The organism is Streptomyces sp. MBT65 (genome assembly GCF_016612545.1).
GTDB lineage: Bacteria > Actinomycetota > Actinomycetes > Streptomycetales > Streptomycetaceae > Streptomyces.
The window spans coordinates 24,890-44,124 of record NZ_JAENRY010000043.1 but is presented as its reverse complement, the minus strand read 5'-3'; the positions used below and the strand labels follow the sequence as shown (position 1 = coordinate 44,124).

Genomic DNA, 19,235 nt, shown 5'->3' with positions numbered 1-19,235 from the left:
GGTCCGGCCGTCGGTTTCCTTCGGGCCGGGGGCCGGCGGTGAGGACACCGCCGGCTCGGCATGCTGGGTCATACTCATCACCGGGTTCCGTTGGCGGCGTACTTGGCGACGGCTGCGACGTTGGTCTTGTCGACGAAGGCCGGGCCGGTCAGTACGGGCTGCTCACCACCGCCGCTGTAGTTGCCGTTGTTCTTGTAGAGCCACAGCGAGTCGACCGCCAAGTAGCCCTGAAGGTAAGGCTGCTGGTCGACCGCGAACTGGATCGTGCCCTTGCTGATGGCGCTCGTCAGGTCCTTGTTGAGGTCGAAGGTGGCGACCTTCGCCTTGCTGCCCGCGTCGGTCAGCGACTGCACGGCGGTCAGGGCGAACGGGGCGCCCAGCGTGACCACGTAGTCGATGGCCTTGTCCTGCGTGAGCTTGGCGGTGATCGTCGACTTCACCGACGGCATGTCCGTGCCGTTGACGTTCAGGACTTCGGTGGTGCCGGTGAACGTCTTCTTCACGCCGTCGCAGCGCTGGGTCAGGCCGATGTTGCCCTGCTCCTGGATGACACAGACGACCTTCTTCGCGCCTTCGGTGTTCAGCCGCTTGCCGAGCGCCTCGCCCGCGACCGTCTCGTCCTGGCCGAAGAACTCCAGCAGGCCGAGGTTCTTCCAGTCGCTGAGACCGGAGTTGAGGCCCACGACGGGTATGTTCGCGGTCTTCGCCTTGCCGATGACGTCCTTGAGGGCGTCGGGCTTGGCGAGGGTGACGGCGATGCCGTCGACCTTCTGGTCGATCGCGTTCTGCACCAGGTTCGACTGGTTGCCCGCGTTCGGGTCGGCCGAGTAGATGAGCTTGATGTTGTCCTTGTCGGCGGCGGCCTGCGCGCCCTTGCGGACGATGTCCCAGAACGTGTCGCCGGGGGCCTGGTGGGTGACCAGGGCGACCGTCATACGAGGAGTGCTGGCCTTGCCCGCGGAGGCGCCGGAGGTGTCCTCCGTGGACTTCTTGCCGCCCGAGCTGCTGGAGCAGCCGGCGAGGGTCAGTGCCGCTGCCGCGGCGACCGCCACGAAGGGGGCCATTCTGCGCGTACGGGAGTGGGAAGAACGGTCCATCTTTCCTGCACCTCACTGTGCTTCAGGGGAAAGGGAGCAATGATCTCAGAGATCAGGGCTCGGGGCTTGGGCAACCCCGGGTCGTAGCCGTGAAACACGGCTGTTGCGCTGGGACGGAATCCAATCCCCGGTCGCGCCCGCTGTCAATACTTTGTTAAGACATCATTTCACAAGCAGGTCCGAATGTAAGTACAAACTATTGACAGGCGACCCCTCCGAGTCCTACACCTGGGAGTCGGCAGGCCCTCGGGACCCGCCCACCCCCCAGTAGCTCAGAGGAGTGCCGCGCATGGCCGAGTCAGCCCAGCCCTTCGATCTCATCACCATGGGCCGCATCGGGGTCGATCTCTACCCGCTGCAGTCCGGCGTACCGCTGGCGCAGGTGGAGACCTTCGGGAAGTTCCTCGGCGGTTCGGCCAGCAACGTGGCGGTCGCCGCCGCCCGGCTCGGCCGCAGCACCGCGGTGATCACCCGCACCGGCGACGACCCCTTCGGGACGTATCTGCACGAGGCCCTCAAGGACTTCGGGGTGGACGACCGCTGGGTCACGCCCGTCGCGGACTACCCGACCCCGGTCACCTTCTGCGAGATCTTCCCGCCGGACGACTTCCCGCTGTACTTCTACCGGCAGCCCAAGGCGCCCGACCTGGAGATCCACACCGACGAGCTGGACTACTTCGCGATCCGCCAGGCCCGCGTCTTCTGGATCACCGGCACGGGTCTGAGCGAGGAGCCGAGCCGCTCCGCCACGCTGGCCGCCCTCAAGGCGCGCGAGAAGGCGGGCACCACGGTCTTCGACCTGGACTGGCGCCCGATGTTCTGGAAGGACCCGGAGGAGGCCCGCCCGTACTACGCGGAGGCGCTGCGGCACGCGACGGTCGCGGTCGGCAACCTCGACGAGTGCGAGATCGCCACCGGCCTCCGTGAGCCCCGCGCCTGCGCGCAGGCGCTGCTGGACGCGGGCGTGGAGCTGGCCGTCGTCAAGCAGGGCCCCAAGGGCGTCCTGGCCGTGCACCGCGACGGCACGACCGCCGAGGTGCCGCCGGTCCCGGTCGAGGTGCTCAACGGCCTCGGCGCGGGCGACGCCTTCGGCGGCTCGCTGTGCCACGGACTGCTGGCCGGCTGGGACCTGGAGACCACCATGCGGTACGCCAACGCGGCGGGCGCCCTCGTCGCCTCCCGTCTCGCCTGTTCCACCGCGATGCCCACCGAGTCCGAGGTCGAGGACCTCCTCGCCGGCGCACGCGTGGGCGGCTGACCCCGTGACCGCCCGAGCCTTCCCCGAACGGAGTTTCTCTTGAGCATCAGCATCCCCGACCTGGTCACGGTCAGAGCCCGGCACCCGGAGGCGATCGCCGAGGCGGCCGCCCGCCGGGTCCGCCGCCCGCTGCTCGGTGACAGCGGTCGCCTGATGATCGTGGCCGCCGACCACCCGGCCCGCGGCGCGCTCGGCGTCGGCGACCGCCGTACGGCCATGGCGAACCGCGCCGACCTGCTGGAACGCCTGTGCGTGGCACTGTCCCGGCCGGGTGTCGACGGGGTGCTCGCCACCGCCGACATACTCGAGGACCTGCTCCTGCTCGGGGTCCTGGAGGGCAAGGTCGTGATGGGCTCGATGAACCGCGGCGGCCTGTCCGGCGCCGCGTTCGAGATGGACGACCGGTTCACCGGCCATCGCGCCGAGGACATCGAACGGCTCCGCTTCGACGCGGGCAAGCTGCTGCTCCGCATCGACTACGACGACCCGGGCTCGCTGACCACCCTGGAGTCCACGGCCCGCGCCGTCGACGACATGGCGGCCCGCCAACTCCCCCTGTTCGTCGAGCCGTTCATCTCCCGCCGGGTCGACGGCAAGGTCCGCAACGACCTGTCCGCGGAGGCCGTGACCCGCTCGATCGCCATCTCCTCGGGCCTGGGCGGGACGTCGGCCTACACCTGGCTGAAACTGCCCGTCACCGACGACCCGGACGACATGGCCGAGGTCCTGGAGACCTCGACGCTGCCGGCGGTGCTGCTCGGCGGCGAGGTCGGCGACGACCAGGAGGGCGCGTACGAGAAGTGGCGCAAGGCGCTGCGCCTGCCCACCGTCCAGGGCCTGGTCGTGGGCCGCTCCCTGCTGTACCCCGCCGACGGCGGCGTGGAAGCGGCGGTGGACACCGCCGTGGGTCTGTTGTGAACCGGAGGCACACGATGACGAGCGCGTACCACCTTCCCGCGGGCAAGGCCCTCGGCGGCCCCTACGTCGTGGACGTCACCCCCGAGTCGGCGGCCTGGGGCTACTCCAGTCTGCGGGTCCTGGAGCTGCCCCCGGGCGGCACGCACACCTTCGACACCGACGACAGCGAGTGGATCGTCGTCCCGCTCGCCGGCGCCTGCACGGTCGCCGCCGCCGACGACTTCGGCCACGACACCTTCGAACTCCACGGCCGCGAGAGCGTGTTCACGTCCGTGAGCGACTTCGCGTACGTCCCGAGGGATGCCCGTACGACGATCTCGTCGGCCGGCGGTGGCCGCTTCGCGCTGACCGGCGCCCGCTGCACGCGCCGGCTGCCCGCCCGTTACGGCCCGGCCTCGTCGGTGCCGGTGGAGCTGCGCGGCACCGGCAACAGCAGCCGCCAGGTCAACAACTTCGGCGCGGCCGGGGTCTTCGAGTGCGACAAGCTCATCGCGGTCGAGGTGATCACGCCGGGCGGCAACTGGTCCTCCTTCCCGCCGCACAAGCACGACGAGCACCGGCCCGGTGAGGAGTCCGTCCTCGAAGAGGTCTACTACTTCGAGTTCGCCGACCACGAGGGCACCCCGGGACTGGGCTACCAGCGCGTCTCGCCGTCCGGACAGGGCCGTAACACCGACGTCCTGGCCGAAGTCCGGGGCGGGGACGTCGTGTTGATCCCGGACGGCTGGCACGGGCCCTCGATGGCGGTGCCCGGCCACCACATGTACTACCTCAACGTCATGGCGGGCCCGGACGAGGACCGCTCCTGGCTGATCTGCGACCACCCCGATCACGCCTGGGTGCGCGGCACTTGGCCCGAGCAGCCCGTCGACCCCCGCCTCCCCCTCTACACGGCACCGGAGAAGTCCTCATGACCACCCCCACCCGCCGCCTGACCGTCGCGCAGGCCCTGGTGCAGTTCCTGTCGGTCCAGTACACCGAACGCGACGGCGTACGGCACCGGTTGATCGCCGGCACCTGGGGCATCTTCGGCCATGGCAACGTTGCCGGACTCGGTCAGGCGCTGTTGGAGGCCGGCGAGGACACGATGCCGTTCCACCAGGGCCGCAACGAACAGGCCATGGTTCACGCGGCAGTTGGGTACGCCCGCCAGCTCGACCGCCTCTCCGCGCAGGCCGTCACCACGTCCATCGGCCCCGGCGCCACCAACCTGGTCACGGGCGCCGCGCTCGCCACCATCAACCGTCTGCCGGTCCTGCTCCTCCCCGGCGACTACTTCGCGACCCGCGCCGCCGACCCGCTGCTCCAGCAGTTGGAGCACCCGGTCGAGGCGGACCTCTCGGTCAACGACACACTGCGCCCGGTCTCCCGCTACTTCGACCGGATCTCCCGCCCCGAGGCACTGATCCCGGCCGCGCTGAACGCGATGCGCGTGTTGGCCGACCCGGTGGAGACCGGAGCAGTGACTCTGGCTCTCCCGCAGGACGTTCAGGCCGAGGCCCACGACTGGCCGGAGGAGTTCTTCGCCGACCGCGTGTGGCACGTACGGCGTCCCGCGCCGGACGCCTTCGAGCTGACGGAGGCCGTCGCGGCGATCCGGTCCGCCGAGCGCCCGGTGATCGTCGCGGGCGGCGGCGTCCACCACAGCCAGGCCGAGGACGCGCTGAAGGCCCTGGTGGACGCCACCGGCATCCCGGTCGCCTCCACCCAGGCGGGCAAGGGATCGCTCCGGTACGACCACCCGGCCGACCTCGGCGGCATCGGCCACACCGGCACGGCGGTCAGCGACGACATCGCGCGCACGGCGGACCTGGTGATCGGCGTCGGCACCCGCTACACGGACTTCACGACGGCGTCGAACACGCTCTTCCAGAACCCTGCCGTCCGGTTCGTCAACCTCAACATCGCCGCGTTCGACGCCCACAAGCTGGCGGCACGCACCCTGGTGTGCGACGCGCGGGCGGGGCTCACCGCGTTGACCGAGGCACTCGCCGATCACCGTGTGAACTCGGTTTACGAGGCCGAGTACCGCGCGGGCAAGGAGCGGTGGGAGCAGGTCGTTGACACCGCGTTCACCGCCCCCGACGAGAACGCCGTACCGACCCAGACCCAACTCCTCGGCGCCCTCGACGCGATCGTCGGCGACGACGACGTGGTGATCAACGCGGCCGGTTCCCTCCCCGGCGACCTGCACAAGCTCTGGCGAGCCCGCAGCCCCCGCCAGTACCACCTCGAATACGGCTACTCCTGCATGGGCTACGAGATCCCGGCCGGCATCGGCGTCCAGCAGGCCGCCCCCGACACCCCCGTCTGGTCGCTGGTCGGCGACGGCACCTACCTGATGATGCCGACGGAGATCGTCACGGCGGTCCAGGAGGGCCTCCCCGTCAACCTGGTCCTGATCCAGAACCACGGCTACGCCTCCATCGGCGGTCTCTCCGAGTCCGTCGGCGGCGAGCGCTTCGGCACCGCCTACCGCTACCGCGCGGCCGACGGCACCTTCTCCGGCGCCCCGCTCCCGGTCGACCTCGCCGCCAACGCGGCCAGCCTCGGCATGGACGTCCTGCGTCCCAAGACCGTGCGCGAACTGCGCGAGGCACTGGCCACCGCCCGCGCCTCCGACCGGCCGACCTGTGTCTACGTCGAGACCGACATCGCCACCCCGACCGCTCCCCCGGCCGAGGCCTGGTGGGACGTACCGGTCGCCGAGACCGCCTCGCGCGCATCGGCCGTAGAGGCCCGCGAGGAGTACGACCGCCAGGTCGCCGACCGTCGCCGCCACCTCTGAACTCCCCTCCCCCGAAAGGCACTCGCACCATGAAGACGATCACCCACTGGATCGACGGCAAGCCCGTCGAGAGCACGTCCGGCCGCTTCGGCCCCGTGTACAACCCGGCGACCGGCGCGCAGGAGAAGCAGGTCGGCTTCGCGACCGTCGACGAGGTGGACGCCGCCGTCGCCTCCGCGAAGGCCGCGTTCGAGAGCTGGGGCACCTCCTCGCTCGCCAAGCGCACCGCGATCCTGTTCAAGTACCGCGAGCTGCTGGACGCGCACCGCGACGAGATCGCCGAGCTGATCACCGCCGAGCACGGCAAGGTCCACTCGGACGCGCTCGGTGAGGTCGCGCGCGGCATGGAGATCGTCGAACTCGCCTGCGGGATCAGCGTGCAGCTGAAGGGCGAGCTGTCCACCCAGGTCTCGACCCGCGTCGACGTGGCGTCGATTCGCCAGCCGCTGGGGGTGGTCGCGGGCATCACGCCCTTCAACTTCCCGGCCATGGTGCCGATGTGGATGTTCCCGCTGGCCATCGCGACCGGCAACACCTTCGTCCTCAAGCCCAGCGAGAAGGACCCGTCGGCGTCATACCGCCTGGCCGAACTCGCCTCCGAGGCGGGCCTCCCCCAGGGTGTGCTGAACGTCGTGCAGGGCGACAAGGTGGCCGTCGACCGCATCCTGGAGCACCCGGACGTCGAGGCCGTCTCCTTCGTCGGCTCGACGCCGATCGCGAAGTACATCCAGCTCAAGGCGGTTGAGCACGGCAAGCGCGTGCAGGCCCTCGGCGGCGCCAAGAACCACATGCTGGTTCTCCCGGACGCGGACCTGGACTTCGCGGCCGACCAGGCGATCAACGCGGCCTACGGCTCGGCCGGCGAGCGCTGCATGGCCGTCTCCGTCGTGGTCGCGGTCGGCGACACCGGCGACGAGCTGGTCGGCAAGATCGCCGAGCGCGCCGGCAAGCTGCGCATCGGCCCCGGCAACGACCCGGCGAGCGAGATGGGCCCGCTCATCACCCGCGAGCACCGCGACAAGGTGGCGTCGTACGTCGCCTCGGCCGCGGCCCAGGGCGCGGAGGTCGTCGTCGACGGCACCGGCCTCTCGGTCGAGGGCCACGAGGACGGCTTCTTCCTCGGCGTCTCCCTCCTCGACAAGGTGCCGCTGACGGCGGACGCGTACAAGGACGAGATCTTCGGCCCGGTGCTCGTCGTCGTGCGCGCCGAGTCCTACGACGAGGCCATCACCCTGATCAACAGCTCCCGTTGGGGCAACGGCACCGCGATCTTCACCCGGGACGGCGGCGCCGCGCGCCGCTTCCAGATGGAGGTCAAGGCGGGCATGGTCGGCGTGAACGTGCCGATCCCGGTGCCCGTCGGCTACCACTCCTTCGGCGGCTGGAAGGACTCCCTCTTCGGGGACCTCCACGTCTACGGCAACGACGGCGTCGCCTTCTACACGCAGGGCAAGGTGATCACCACCCGCTGGCCGGACCCGGCCGACGGTGGCATCAACCTCGGTTTCCCCAGCAACTCCTGACAACCCGTCACGATCCGTGAGGAGGTGCCCCTGTGGCGAAGACCGGTGACTACTCGCGCGCCGTGGCCGGGTCCCCGCTCGATGCCCTGCATTTCGCCCTGGACCGCAACAGTCCGGTGCCGCTGTACTACCAGCTCGCGCAGCAGCTGGAGGCGGCGATCGAGCACGGGGCCCTGGCACCGGGCAACCTCCTGGGCAACGAGATCGACCTGTCCGTACGCCTGGGCCTGTCCCGCCCCACCGTCCGCCAGGCCATCCAATCCCTTGTGGACAAGGGGCTGTTGGTCCGGCGGCGGGGGGTCGGCACGCAGGTCGTGCACAGCCAGGTGAAGAGACCGCTGGAACTCAGCAGCCTCTACGACGACCTGGAGTCGGCCGGACAGGGCCCGACCACGACGGTGCTGCGCAACGAGGGCGTGCCCGCGACCGCGGATGTCGCGGCCGCCCTCGGCGTCCCGGAGGGCAGCGAGGTCACCCTCCTGGAGCGGCTGCGTTCCACGCACGGCCAGCCGGTGGCGTTCCTGTGCAACTACCTCCCGTCGAACCTGCTCCAACTCGACACCGACCGGCTGGAGTCGACGGGCCTGTACCGGATGCTGCGCACCGCCGGCATCACCCTGCACAGTGCCCGCCAGACGATAGGCGCGCGCTCGGCGACCCCCGAGGAGGCGGCCCGCCTCGACGAGAAGGAGAGCGCGGCGCTGCTCACCATGCAGCGCACGGCGTACGACGACACCGGGCGGGCGGTCGAGTACGGGACGCACATCTACCGGGCGTCGCGCTACGCGTTCGACTTCCAGTTGCTGGTCAGGCCCTGACCGGGACGGCGGAGTCCAGGCGTGCGCGCTGCTCCGCCGTCAGTTCCAGGTCCACGGCCGCGAGGTTCTCCTCCAACTGGGCCACCGACGAGGCCCCGGCGAGCGGGACGATCGGCAGCGGACCGCCCAACTGCCAAGCCAGGACGACCTGGTTGACGCTCGCGCCGGTGTCCCGCGCCACCTCGCGCAGTACGGCGAGCCGGGTCGAGGTGCCGGGGTGGTCGTACTCGGCACTCAGGGGTTTGTCCTGGCGTGTGTAGGCGCCGGCCAGCAAGGGTGAGTAGGCGACCAGGGTGAGGGCGGGCTCGGCGCGCAGATAGCCCAGCAGGTCCGGTCCCGCGCTGCCGAGGCTGCCGTCGGGGAAGAGCCCGGACGCTACGTCGGTCCGGGGGCGCAGATAACTGTGCTGGTACTGGAGCACCTCGTAGCCGGGCAGTCCGGCCGCGGCGGCGAGCGCGCGGGCCCGTTCCACGCGCCAGGCGGCGTGGTTGCTGACGCCGAGGAGACCGACGGTGCCCTCGGCTACCAACTCGGCGAATCCTTCGACGGTTTCCTGTATCGGAACGCCAGGGTCCTCGATGTGGGCGTAGAGCAGGTCGAGTTTGTCGACGCCGAGGCGTTCGCGGCTGCGTTCGGCGGACTCACGGATGACCTTCGCCGAGAGGCCCTCCGGGTTGTCGACGAATCCCGTGCCGGGTGCCAGCGGGCGGGCGCCGAGCTTGGTGGCGATGACGATCTCGTCGCCGATGCCGCGGCTGCGCCGCCACCGTCCGAGCAGCTTCTCGCTCTGGCCGCCCTGGCTTCCGTCCTCCCAGAACGCGTAGTTGTCGGACGTGTCGATGAAGTTCCCGCCGGCCTCGACGTAGCGGTCGAGCACGGCGAAGGAGGTCGCCTCGTCGGTGCGGGAGCCGAACAGCATCGCGCCGAGCGCGAGCACGCTCACCTCACGGCGGTGGGCCGGATCGGTGCCGATGGTGCGGTACTTCATGGTGATCCCTCCCGTTCGCACCCGGTCCTCCGGGCGCGAACGGGAGTCTTTCTGTTGAAGCGCACTTCAAGTCAAGGCCCTCGGCGGCTACTTGGCGAACGGGCCGTCCAGCGCCGCCCATTGGAGCAGCATGATGGTCTTGGCGTCGGCGATCTCGCCGCTGCGGATCATCTCCAGGGCTCTGCGGAAGGGCAGTTCGAGGATCTCGATGTCCTCGCCCTCGTCCTGGAGTCCTCCGCCCTCGTGGGTGCGGGTCGAGTGGCCGTAGGAGGCGGCGTAGAAACCGATGCGTTCGGTGACCGAGCCGGGGCTCATATAGACGTCGAAGACGTGCTCCACCTCCCCGACGGTGTGGCCGGTCTCCTCCACCACCTCGCGTCGTACGGCCTCCTCGGGGTGTTCGTCCTCGTCGTCGAGGAGTCCGCCCGGGGTCTCGACGAGCATGCCGTCGGGGTGGCCGTTGACATACACGGGGAAGCGGAACTGGCGGGTGAGCAGGACCGTTTCGCGCTCGGCGTCGTAGAGGAGCAGGGTGGCGCCGTTGCCGCGGTCGTGGGTCTCGCGTTCCTGGGTGGTCCAGGTGCCGTCGGCGTGCCGGAAGTCGAAGGTCGTGGTGCGCTCGACGTACCAGTGGCTGGACAGCAGGGTCACGTCGCGGACCTTGACGCGGGGGTTGCCGGTCAGGTCGAGGCCGGTGCGGTGCAGGCCGGTGCGGCCCCGGCGGTCGGGGGTGTCGGCGCCGGCGGTCATCGGGCACCGGCCGGGCGGGAGGGGACGATCATGTTGTTCATGTCCGACGTCTATCACCCCGGGGCGCGCGGCGCTTGGCCGGATCCTGTGCCTCGCGAGCCCAACTGGTGTGCCGGTTGCGTTGATTCGTCGCGTGCTGTCCCCGCGTCCGGGCATGCTGGAGGCATGTCTGAGCACGGTGATCAGGTTCCCGGGTACCGGATGATCAGGATGGAGGCGCTGCAGGAGGCCCCGGCGGCGGCGCTCGCGGACGTGGAGGCGTGGCAGGCCCGCAAGGCCTATCCGAACGTCCTCGGCGGGGGTGGCGCGGTGTTCGGTGTGGCCGAGGAGCTGGAGACCGGCGGCTGGCGGATCGTCTCCTTCTTCGCCACCCCCTACCCGCAGGGCGCCCGCGACTCGATGGCCATGACCTTCCGCGGACTGGCCCGGGCCGCCGAGGACGCCGGCGACACGGCGACCCAGCGGGAGTGGCTGCGGGGTGCGGAGCGGCTGGACTGGGAGGCCGTGGACGAACTCACGGTGCTCGGCCGCCGGTTCCGGGTGATCCGGGCGGATCAGTTCATCCGGATGGGGCCGACAGGACCTGAGCCGCCCCGGCCGTCCGACCCCGACCCGGCGAAGGTGGGGCACGGCTACGAATTCCAGGGTCCTACGAAGGGGTTCGTGATCGATCCGTACACCCCGACGGGGATGTCCGAGGGCATCCTGCGGATGGAGCTGCTGTCGCTGGTCCACGCGCCGGGCACGTCTCCCGCCGCCATGCGGAAGGACTCGCGGCGCGCGCTGAAGACGCATCCCGGGGGTGTGCTGCTGCCGGCGGAGTTCACGGCGGCCGAGTTCTCGGACGGTCACTGGGCGCCGACGCAGATGACGAAGTCGAGCCCGCAGGGGTCGCGGGACTCGCTGACCAACTATCTGCGGGTGATGGCACCGGTCATGGAGCAGCTCGACGAGGAGACGAAGGCGGAGTACGGGCGGCTGGCCGACCGGATCGACGCCGAGCGGTGCAACGAGATCGTGATCGACGGCTGCCGGACCCGGATCGTACGCGTCGAACGCCTGGTGCGGGTCGGCCCGGACGGTCCCGAGGGCCCGCGCCCCTCCGACCCCGACCCCGAACTGCCCACCGGCGTCCAGGAGCAACAGCTCCGCGAGGAGGGCGTGTTCGACGAGGACCGGGTGCTGAGCGACGAGGAGATCGAGCAGCAACGCATCGCGGAGGAACAGGCGAAGGAGTTCCTCCGCCTGTTCGAGGAACAACGCCGAAAGCGCGAGGCGGCGGAGGGCTCCTGAGCGGGGGCCCGACCGCGGGGTGCGCGGTCGGGCCCCGTTCACCGACGGGGTCAGCTCTTGCCGAGCATCTTGTTCATCTGGGCGATCTCGGCGCTCTGTGCCGTGATGACGTCGGCGGCGAGCTTCGTGGCGGGCTGGTACTTCCCGTTCGCCTTCTCGGTCTTCGCCATCTCGACGGCACCCTCGTGGTGGTCGACCATCATGGTCAGGAACATGGCGTCGAAGGCGGTACCGGAGGCCTTCTCCAGCTTGGTCATGTCGGCGTCGCTCATCATGCCGGGCGTCGAGGACGACATGGCGTGGTCCATTCCGGACATGTCCTCGGGGACCTGCTCGCCCCACGAGGTGAGCCAGCCGGACATGGTCTTGATCTCCGGGCCCTGTGCCCCCTCGATCTTCGTGGCGAGGCTCTTGACCTGCGTCGAGGAGGCGTGGCCGGCGGCCAGTCCGGCCATCTCCACGGCCTGGCGGTGGTGCTGGATCATGTCCTTCGAGAAGGAGATGTCCGCGGCGTTGTGCCCGCCGGTGGCGGAGGTGGAGGCGGTACCGGTCTCGCTCCCGCTGCTCGCCTTGTCGCCGTCGCCGCCGCACGCGGCGAGCGTGAGGGCGGCCACCGTGGCGGTGACGGCGAGAACGGTACGACGGACGAACCTGCGCTGTGCGCTCAAGGTGGAACTCCTGGTGTGTGGATCCGTTCAGGGCATGCCGATGCGCGCGTGTCGGCGCGCGGGCCGCTCTAGATCCGCAGGAGTTGGAGTTCGGAGAGGGAGGGTGGCGCCCGGCCCCCGTCGGGACCGCTGCCCGCCTCGGACGTACGCCCGTCCGGCGCATCGGCGCAGGCCGCCACATCGGGTTGCAGCACCGGCACCACGGCCGGGGCGTGGGCGACGGACGCGGAAGCGCAGGTCGCGTCGGCGTGCGTCATGTGGCTGCCGCAGTCGCCCTGGTCGTGGTCGCAGGCGTCCGGTGTCGACACCCGCTCGCCCGTCAACGCGGCCGCGGCCGTCACGGTGGTGTGTCCTGGCGCGTGGTCGGACATGAGAACGGGCCCGAGCCCGTGCATCCCGAGCAGACCGAACAGCAGGGCGGCAACGAGCAGCACGGAGGACCGCACGCGAGGGTGCGGTCCTCCGGGCTGTTCGATGCGGGCCATGGGGCCACCATACCCACCCTGGGTATCCGGTTCGCACCGGACGCCGCTTTCGGTGGATCTGTCAGTGGCTCACGGCCGGTGCTTTCGCGCTGCGGTAGGTGGAGACACCCAGGGCCAGCAGCCAGTAGCTGAGGATCGCGCCCATCAGGGCGGTGGTGCCCCAGCCGTTCGCGGCGTAGAAGTGCGCGGGAGTGTTCCCGAAGAACAGGGACGGCACGAACGCCAGGTTGATCCCCGCCAGGACATAGGCCGACCTGGCGGTCCAGCGCGGCAGCAGTCGGGTGCGGGAGACGGCGAAGCCCAGCGCGGTCAGGAAGAACGCCAGCATCAGCCGGGAGATCGACCCGTAGAGGATGTAGGTGCCGCTGACGTCGATCGTCGGGTCGATCGGACGGTCGGCGGCGATGACCGCGCCGGCCTCCAGGCCCATGGAGACCAGCGTGATCGTCGCGTAGACGAGCCCCGCCGTGAAGGCCAGCGAACCGGCCCACTCGTACGCGGGGTTCACCCGCTTCACCAGGTCGCGGAACGCGGTCACGAACACCAGCAGGAACGCCAGCGCGACGATCCCGATCAGCAGCCTGGCCAGGACGTTGGCGTCCGGCGGTGGCCCCGAGTAGACGAAGTACAGGGGCACTTGGACGATGAGTGCGACTGCGGCGGCGATGCCCGCGCCGCCCACCAGACGCCTGGCCGACATTTCGTTCATGGAGTCCCCCGGAGGTTCCGTGCGGTGGATTGGGTACGCCATGAATCCTGCCGTCGGCGACGCTCGCGGTCCCTGGGCCTGAACACCGGATCGGGGGTGGTTCTGACGACACCCCCGGCGGAGGGTTCAGGCGCCGAAGACCTGGAACTCCGAGACCTGCCCGGCCGGCCACCCCGTGTTGGCGGTGAAACTGAGCCGTACGTAGCGGGTGGTGACGGTGGCGGGGAGCGTGAGGGTCGCGGTGTTGCCGGTGGCCGGGTCGAAGGTGTAGCCCGCCGCGGCGAGGAACTGGGTGGCGGTGCCGGCGTCAGTACCGCCCTGGACGGAGATGGTCTGGGTACGGGTGGACCAGGCGGTGGCCGGGGGCAGCCGCAGGACGATCCGCTTGACGCCGGTGGCGGACCCCAGATCGACCTGGACCCACTGCGGGAAGGCGTTGTTGGCGGACTCCCAGTAGGTGTTCGCGTCGCCGTCGGTCGCGTTGCCGGAGGCGTAGACCTGGGTGTGGCTGCTCTCCGAAGTCGGTTGGTGGAGGGCGAGGTTGGTGGTGCTGGACGGAGGGTCGGTGGTGACGGTGACCTGGTTGGAGGGCTGCGACATGTTGCCCGCCGCGTCGAGCGCGACGACGTCGAAGGTGTAGGCGGTGGACGCGCCAAGTCCCGTGACGGTGAAGGACGTTGAGCCGGTGGTGCCCACCTGCGTGCTGGTCGAGCCGGACACCTGGAGGACGCGGTAGCCGGTCACGCCGACGTTGTCGGTCGAGGTGTTCCAGGACAGCGAGACGGAGTTGGCGGTGTGCCCGGTGACGGTCAGGCCACCCGGCGCGGCGGGCGGTGTGGTGTCACCCCCGTTGGGAACCACCGGCTGCGTAGGGCGAGTTGAGGTCAGCGCGAGCTGCCCCTTCAGCATGCGTCCGCCGTCGCCGGTGAGCCGCAGGTAGTAGTCGGAGGAGCACGCGGTGCCGTCCTCGTCGAGGGCGAGGAACCCGGAGTCGGTGGGCACCCAGGCCTGCGTCTCGGCGGTCTTGGCGATCTGGTTGCCCTCGTTGAACTCGTCGAACATCGAGATGTAGATGCCCTGCACACCGGCCCGCACCACGTTGTAGAACTGCCGCCACATGAAGTCCCCGTGCGCGCGCTGCCGTCCTGAGACGTCGCCGGGCAGGACACACGGCTGGTAGTCGATGCCGTTGGCGGTGCAGTCGGCCCGGTCGGGGACGGTGTACGTGGAGTACGCGTTGTCCGCCTCGGTGACATTGCCGATGGCGCCGACCATCCACGGCGAGATCATGTGGAAGGCGTGATAGACGCCGAGGAAACCGGGCTGCAAGCCCCCGGTCCCGGTCCGCCATTCACGCGGGACGCCTCCGATGACGTAACACCCCTGTCCCTTGAACCAGTTGACGACATCGAGACAGGCGTCCGGGGTGAAGGGGTGGTTCGGGTCGTTGAAGCCGAAGCCCCAAATGCACACCACCGGCTTGCCGTTCTGCCTCGCGTACGCCGAACTCGCCGTGTGCGCCGACATCTTGGCCGTCCAGTCCGTCTTGATCTCGGACTGCATGTTCGTCCAGTTGGAGACGTCGTACATGATGTAGAACTTCCGGCCGTACGACTCCGCGGCAGTGCGCACCTTGGTCGCCATGGCGTCCCGCGTGGGGCCCTCGCCGCCGGTGGGGTTGAAGCGTTGCAGGGCTGCCGTGTCGATGCCGTTCTGCTGCAACCACAGGAAGTGGGTGTTGACCGTCTGCCGGTCGTAGGAGGAGAACAGCTTGGCGGCCTGGCCGTTGCCGAGGGCGGCGTACGCCGTCTGGTAGGTGTTCGTGTACTCGCGCACATCGGGCCAGCACTTGATGTTGGTGTTGTTCCGGGACGGCGACTGGCCCCAGTCCTGGCTCCAGTGCCACCAGCCGTTGATGGGCGCGCCGTCGCCGACGCACGCGAACCACCCCTGGTAGCCGACGGTGACCTTGCCGACGACGTCGCCCGGCGAACTGGCCGCCGACGCGGTCGGGGCGAGCACGGTCTCGGTCGCTCCCGCGGCTCCCACCGCGGTGGCCGCGATCGCGGCCCTCAAGAAGACTCTGCGGGTGACACCCATCTCGACTCCTTTCGGCGGTCGGTGCCGCCGGGCACGTCCATGCCCGGCGGCACCGTCAGGACAGGTCAGGTGTTCCAGACCTGGAACTCCGAGAGCTGACCGGCAGGCCAGCCGTTGTTCGCCGTGATGTTCACCCGGAGGTAGCGCTGGGTGCTCGCGGTGAAGGCGATGGTGACCGTGTTGTTGGTGGTGGGGTCGAAGGTGTACGTCGCCGACGACTTGAGGGTGCTGAAGGTGGAGCCGTCGGTGCTGCCCGACAGGGACAGCGTCTGGCCCCGGGCACCCCAGGTCGCGGGGAGCTGGAGGACGACGCGGCTCGCGCTCTGCGCGGACCCGAGGTCGACCTGGACCCACTGCGGGAAGGCGCTGTTGGCGCTCTCCCAGTAGGTGCCCTGGTTGCCGTCCGTCACATTGGACGACGGGTAGACGTCGGTGTGGCTGGACTCGGTGGTGGCCGCGCCCGCCGCCAGGTTTCTGCTCACCGTGCCGGCCCCGGTGCCGGTCAGCCCGACCGTGGTCGTGCCGTTCGACGCGTTGCTGGCGATGCTGAGATCACCGGTGCGGGTGCCGGACGCGGTGGGCGTGAACGTGACGGCCACCGTGCAGGAGGCGCCCGCCGCGATCGACGTCCCGCAGGTGTTGGTCTGCGCGAAGTCGCCGGTGGTGGTGACGCCGGAGACGGTCGCGGCGGCGGTCCCGGTGTTGGTCACCGTGACCGACTGTGCGCTGCTCGCGGTGTTGAGCGCCTGGGTGGGATACGTCAACGAGGTCGGGCTGGCCGACAGCGTCGCCGGCGAGGAGCCGCCGCCGCCGGGGAACACCTCGAAGTCCGACAACTGGGCCGCGTTCCAGCCCGAGTTGGCGGTGATGTTCACCCGCACGTATCTCGCCGTGGCGGCGCCGAACGTGATGGTCACCGTGTTGCCGGTGCTCGGGTCGAAGGTGTATCCGGCCGAGGCCTTGACCGTGGAGAAGCTGGAGCCGTCCATGGACCCCTGCACCGACAAGGTCTGTGTACGCGTCGACCACGCCGTCGCCGGCGGGAGCTTGAGCACGACCTTGCCGACGCCGTAGTTCTGCCCGAGGTCGACCTGCGCCCACTGCGGGAACGAACCGAGCGTGCCCTCCCAGTACGTGGAGGCGTCCGTGTCGGTGAGGTTCGAGGCGACGTACGGACTGTCGCTCGAACTCGCCGACGCCGGGCGTCCGGCGGCGATGTTGGTGGTGCTGTCGATGCCACTGCCCGTCAGGGCGACGACAGTTGGGCTGTTGTTGGCGTTGCTGGTCACGGTCAGGTTGCCCGCGCGCGCTCCGCCCGTGGTGGGCTTGAACCCGACGGTCACCGTGCAGGACGCGCCGACCGCGAGGGTGGAGCAGTTGTTGGTCTGACTGAAGTCACCGGTCGCCGCGACCGCGGAGACGGTCGCCGACGCGGTGCCCGAGTTCGTCACCCTCACCGTCTGCGCGGTGGCCGAGGAGCCGACCACCGTGCCGTCGAAGGCCAGACTCGCCGGATCGGTGTTCAGCACGGGCCCCGGCGCGGTCCCGGTACCGGACAAGGTCACCGTGTTGGTGACCCCGCCCGCGTTCACGGCCAGAGATCCGCTACGGCTGCCGGTGGCGGTCGGCGCGAACTTCACACTGACCGTGCAGGAGCCGTTCGCCGCGATCGACGAACCGCAGGTATTGGTCTGGGAGTAGTCGCCGCTGGTGGAGATCGACGAGACGGACGCGGCCGTGTTGGTCGGGTTGGAGACCGTCACGGTCTGCGCGGCGCTCGTCGAACCGGTCGCCACGGAACCGAAGTTGAGCGCGCCGGGGGTGGCCGTCACGCCCTCGGACGGATAGGGCGGATACACCGGGGCGGGCCAGCCGCCGCAGTAAGGCGTGCCGCTGATACCGGAGTTGCCGCCGCCGTCCGTGATGACGAAGTTGCCGCCCGAGCAGTTGTACACCGGGTTCGAGTAACCGACGCCGGTGGCCGTGACGTTGGTGAACTTGGCGGCACCGCCGGTCTGTTCCTGGAGGGCGAAGGTTCCGGTGCCGGCGATGGTCACGTTGTTGAGGTTGACCCCGCTGATGGTGCCCTCGACCCACTGGACGGCTTCGTAGGGGCTCTGCTGGATAAGGGCGTTGGTGACGTTGATGGGGCCGGTGATCGCGCCCTGGCTCCCGTCGAACCACAACGCGCCCACGCCGAACTGCCAGTTGGGGTCGAGGCTGCCGGCCCGGACCATGGTGTTGTCGGAGATGGTGGTGGTGCCGACCGGTGTCGACGTGAAGCGCTGGCCGACGTGGATGCCGCCGCCCTGCGCGATGCCGGTGTCCACCACGCGGTTGCCGCTGACGGTGTTGTCGTGGCCGCCGTAGATCGCGATGGCGTTGGCGAGGATCTGTAGTGACACGGTGTTGTTGGAGATCGTGTCGTTGGCGTCGGCGCCGAGGGCGGAGTCGGCCCAGGTGGCGATGCCGTCGTCGCCGGTGTTGCGGATCTCGCTGTTGGTCACCTTCGAGTTGGTGACCCCGCCGTGGAAGTTGATGCCGTCGGCGGTGGTGTCGCGGATGCGCATGCCGGTGAACGTCAGTCCGTCCATCGGCCCGTCCATCCAGGCGCCGACCTTCATGTGGTCGATCCACAGGTTGGAGACGGTGGAGCTGCTCATCGCGCCGCCGATGCCGTTGACCTGGGCGCTGTCGTCGCGTTCCTGCACATTGCCGAAGATGGCGAAGTTCTGGAGGCGGACGCCGGTGCTCGCGTTGGGCGCGGAGTTGCCGTAGAAGCCGGGGGCCGTGCCGGTGACGGTCGAGTACCACATGCCGGCGCCGGCGATCGTGACGTTGTTGACGCTGATGTGGCCGGGGATGTTGAAGGTGCCCGGCGGGATCCACACGGTTCCGCCGGGGCCGGCCGAGCTGATCGCGGCGTTGAAGGCGCTGGTCGCGTCGGCCGCGCCGGTCGCGTCGGCGCCCTTGCTGGTCACCGAGACCGACCCCGAGGGGGCGGTCAGTGCGGCGCCGACCTGCTCGAAGTCGGCGAAGTCGATCGTGTACGAGGAGGCGGTGTCCCCCGCGTCGACCTGGAGCTTGAAGGTCGTACCCGCCGGATAGGTGGTGGAGAACAGGCGGTGGGCCTCGTCGTAGAAGTGGTGCGGGTTGCTGCCCGGTGTGTTGGTGAAGGGGTAGCTGCCGTAGTACCAGCTGTAGGCGTTGGTCAGGGTGAAGTCGGGCTGCTTGACGCCGTTGACGTACAGCGACAGCGCGGCCGTGTAGACCGAGCCGCCCGAGGTGTCGGGGATGCTGTAGCGGAAGTTGATCGAGTTGGTCGCCACCGGCGTGGTGAACGTGACGTACTTGCCGGTGCCCTGGAGGGTCGTCGCCTTGCGGTACGACGCCTCGTCGGCCAGCTGGCCCGCGGTGTAACTCGGGCCGATGTTCGTGCCGTTGGTGTCGGAGTTCTCCGCCTGCACCTCGACGTAGGGCAGGCTCGCGCCGCTGCCGCCGGTGGCGGTGGACGCCGCCAGGGCGGGCGGGGCAGCCAGTGCGAAGACGCCTGCGGCGGCCACCATCGCGGTGCTGACCGCGCAGACGAGGGCTCGTCTCAGATCTCGGATGGAATGGAACACGTGCCACTCCTTCAGTAACGAAATGCCGGAACTATTCCGTTGGCACCGCCGGGAAGGGAGGGGGAGACAGGGGGTGGCGACGATGCAAGAGGGACCGTAATATCCTTGGCATGATCACGCAATAAGTAGACAGAGCTTTGCAACAAACAAAAATGAGGCCCGCAAGATCTCAATCGCTCGCGGACACGAGGGTGCCGCCGGACGGAGCGTCCGGCGG

15 protein-coding genes are annotated in these 19,235 nt (G+C 69.7%); 7 read left to right on the top strand and 8 right to left on the bottom strand.

Annotated elements, in window-relative coordinates; translation table 11 throughout:
- Positions 1-77 precede the first annotated feature (77 nt).
- Entirely contained in the window at positions 78-1,097 is a 1,020-nt protein-coding gene (locus tag JHN63_RS12710; protein WP_200679733.1) for a sugar ABC transporter substrate-binding protein, read from the bottom strand.
- 289 nt (positions 1,098-1,386) lie between these two features.
- On the opposite strand from JHN63_RS12710, the gene iolC reads away from it, so the two are divergent.
- The 6 genes from iolC to JHN63_RS12680 are packed head-to-tail and all read left to right on the top strand — an operon-like array spanning position 1,387 to position 8,402.
- Positions 1,387-2,355, top strand: coding sequence for a 5-dehydro-2-deoxygluconokinase (gene iolC / locus JHN63_RS12705; RefSeq protein WP_200679732.1), 969 nt, complete (start codon positions 1,387-1,389; stop codon positions 2,353-2,355).
- Positions 2,356-2,394: 39 nt separating this feature from the next.
- Complete coding sequence (locus JHN63_RS12700; protein ID WP_200679731.1) at positions 2,395-3,273, top strand: deoxyribose-phosphate aldolase; 879 nt, start codon at positions 2,395-2,397, stop codon at positions 3,271-3,273.
- Positions 3,274-3,287: 14 nt separating this feature from the next.
- The gene (iolB, locus tag JHN63_RS12695; protein WP_200679730.1) at positions 3,288-4,187 is read left to right on the top strand and encodes a 5-deoxy-glucuronate isomerase; all 900 of its coding nucleotides are present in this window, start codon (positions 3,288-3,290) and stop codon (positions 4,185-4,187) included.
- The gene (gene iolD, locus JHN63_RS12690) at positions 4,184-6,061 is read left to right on the top strand and encodes a 3D-(3,5/4)-trihydroxycyclohexane-1,2-dione acylhydrolase (decyclizing) (protein WP_200679729.1); all 1,878 of its coding nucleotides are present in this window, start codon (positions 4,184-4,186) and stop codon (positions 6,059-6,061) included. Before iolB ends, iolD begins: the two co-directional genes overlap by 4 nt.
- A gap of 29 nt (positions 6,062-6,090) precedes the next feature.
- A complete protein-coding gene (locus JHN63_RS12685) occupies positions 6,091-7,584 on the top strand; it encodes a CoA-acylating methylmalonate-semialdehyde dehydrogenase (protein ID WP_200679728.1) in 1,494 nt (497 codons plus the stop codon).
- A 32-nt stretch (positions 7,585-7,616) separates the two neighbouring features.
- On the top strand, positions 7,617-8,402 hold the full coding sequence (locus JHN63_RS12680; protein WP_307781880.1) for a GntR family transcriptional regulator: 786 nt from the start codon (positions 7,617-7,619) through the stop codon (positions 8,400-8,402).
- Here JHN63_RS12680 and JHN63_RS12675 read toward each other — a convergent pair.
- Both JHN63_RS12675 and JHN63_RS12670 read right to left on the bottom strand, forming a co-directional pair.
- Positions 8,392-9,390, bottom strand: a complete 999-nt coding sequence (locus tag JHN63_RS12675) for an aldo/keto reductase (protein WP_200679727.1) — start codon at positions 9,388-9,390, stop codon at positions 8,392-8,394. The genes JHN63_RS12680 and JHN63_RS12675 overlap by 11 nt on opposite strands.
- Positions 9,391-9,477: 87 nt before the next feature.
- Entirely contained in the window at positions 9,478-10,140 is a 663-nt protein-coding gene (locus JHN63_RS12670; protein ID WP_200679726.1) for an NUDIX domain-containing protein, read from the bottom strand.
- 165 nt (positions 10,141-10,305) lie between these two features.
- Between JHN63_RS12670 and JHN63_RS12665 the strand changes: the two genes are divergently transcribed.
- Complete coding sequence (locus JHN63_RS12665; protein ID WP_234476505.1) at positions 10,306-11,433, top strand: DUF5954 family protein; 1,128 nt, start codon at positions 10,306-10,308, stop codon at positions 11,431-11,433.
- A gap of 50 nt (positions 11,434-11,483) precedes the next feature.
- Here the strand turns inward: JHN63_RS12665 and JHN63_RS12660 are convergent, their stop codons facing one another.
- The 5 genes from JHN63_RS12660 to JHN63_RS12640 form a co-directional block, all read right to left on the bottom strand.
- The gene (locus JHN63_RS12660) at positions 11,484-12,101 is read right to left on the bottom strand and encodes a DUF305 domain-containing protein (RefSeq protein ID WP_200679724.1); all 618 of its coding nucleotides are present in this window, start codon (positions 12,099-12,101) and stop codon (positions 11,484-11,486) included.
- A gap of 68 nt (positions 12,102-12,169) precedes the next feature.
- The gene (locus JHN63_RS12655; protein ID WP_200679723.1) at positions 12,170-12,586 is read right to left on the bottom strand and encodes a DUF6153 family protein; all 417 of its coding nucleotides are present in this window, start codon (positions 12,584-12,586) and stop codon (positions 12,170-12,172) included.
- A gap of 61 nt (positions 12,587-12,647) precedes the next feature.
- Entirely contained in the window at positions 12,648-13,295 is a 648-nt protein-coding gene (locus JHN63_RS12650) for a hypothetical protein (protein WP_200679722.1), read from the bottom strand.
- Between the two features lie 126 nt (positions 13,296-13,421).
- The gene (locus tag JHN63_RS12645; RefSeq protein ID WP_200679721.1) at positions 13,422-15,395 is read right to left on the bottom strand and encodes a discoidin domain-containing protein; all 1,974 of its coding nucleotides are present in this window, start codon (positions 15,393-15,395) and stop codon (positions 13,422-13,424) included.
- Positions 15,396-15,460: 65 nt separating this feature from the next.
- Positions 15,461-19,018, bottom strand: coding sequence for a choice-of-anchor D domain-containing protein (locus JHN63_RS12640; protein ID WP_200679720.1), 3,558 nt, complete (start codon positions 19,016-19,018; stop codon positions 15,461-15,463).
- Between the last annotated feature and the right edge of the window lie 217 nt (positions 19,019-19,235).

Bases quoted from the DNA above. Each gene is read 5' to 3' on its own strand.
- JHN63_RS12670 (WP_200679726.1), bottom strand. From the start codon at position 10,140: ATGACCGCCGGCGCCGACACCCCCGACCGCCGGGGCCGCACCGGCCTG.
- JHN63_RS12650 (WP_200679722.1), bottom strand. From the start codon at position 13,295: ATGAACGAAATGTCGGCCAGGCGTCTGGTGGGCGGCGCGGGCATCGCC.
- JHN63_RS12675 (WP_200679727.1), bottom strand. From the start codon at position 9,390: ATGAAGTACCGCACCATCGGCACCGATCCGGCCCACCGCCGTGAGGTG.
- JHN63_RS12710 (WP_200679733.1), bottom strand. From the start codon at position 1,097: ATGGACCGTTCTTCCCACTCCCGTACGCGCAGAATGGCCCCCTTCGTG.
- JHN63_RS12665 (WP_234476505.1), top strand. From the start codon at position 10,306: ATGTCTGAGCACGGTGATCAGGTTCCCGGGTACCGGATGATCAGGATG.
- JHN63_RS12655 (WP_200679723.1), bottom strand. From the start codon at position 12,586: ATGGCCCGCATCGAACAGCCCGGAGGACCGCACCCTCGCGTGCGGTCC.
- JHN63_RS12645 (WP_200679721.1), bottom strand. From the start codon at position 15,395: ATGGGTGTCACCCGCAGAGTCTTCTTGAGGGCCGCGATCGCGGCCACC.
- JHN63_RS12685 (WP_200679728.1), top strand. From the start codon at position 6,091: ATGAAGACGATCACCCACTGGATCGACGGCAAGCCCGTCGAGAGCACG.
- iolD (WP_200679729.1), top strand. From the start codon at position 4,184: ATGACCACCCCCACCCGCCGCCTGACCGTCGCGCAGGCCCTGGTGCAG.
- iolB (WP_200679730.1), top strand. From the start codon at position 3,288: ATGACGAGCGCGTACCACCTTCCCGCGGGCAAGGCCCTCGGCGGCCCC.
- iolC (WP_200679732.1), top strand. From the start codon at position 1,387: ATGGCCGAGTCAGCCCAGCCCTTCGATCTCATCACCATGGGCCGCATC.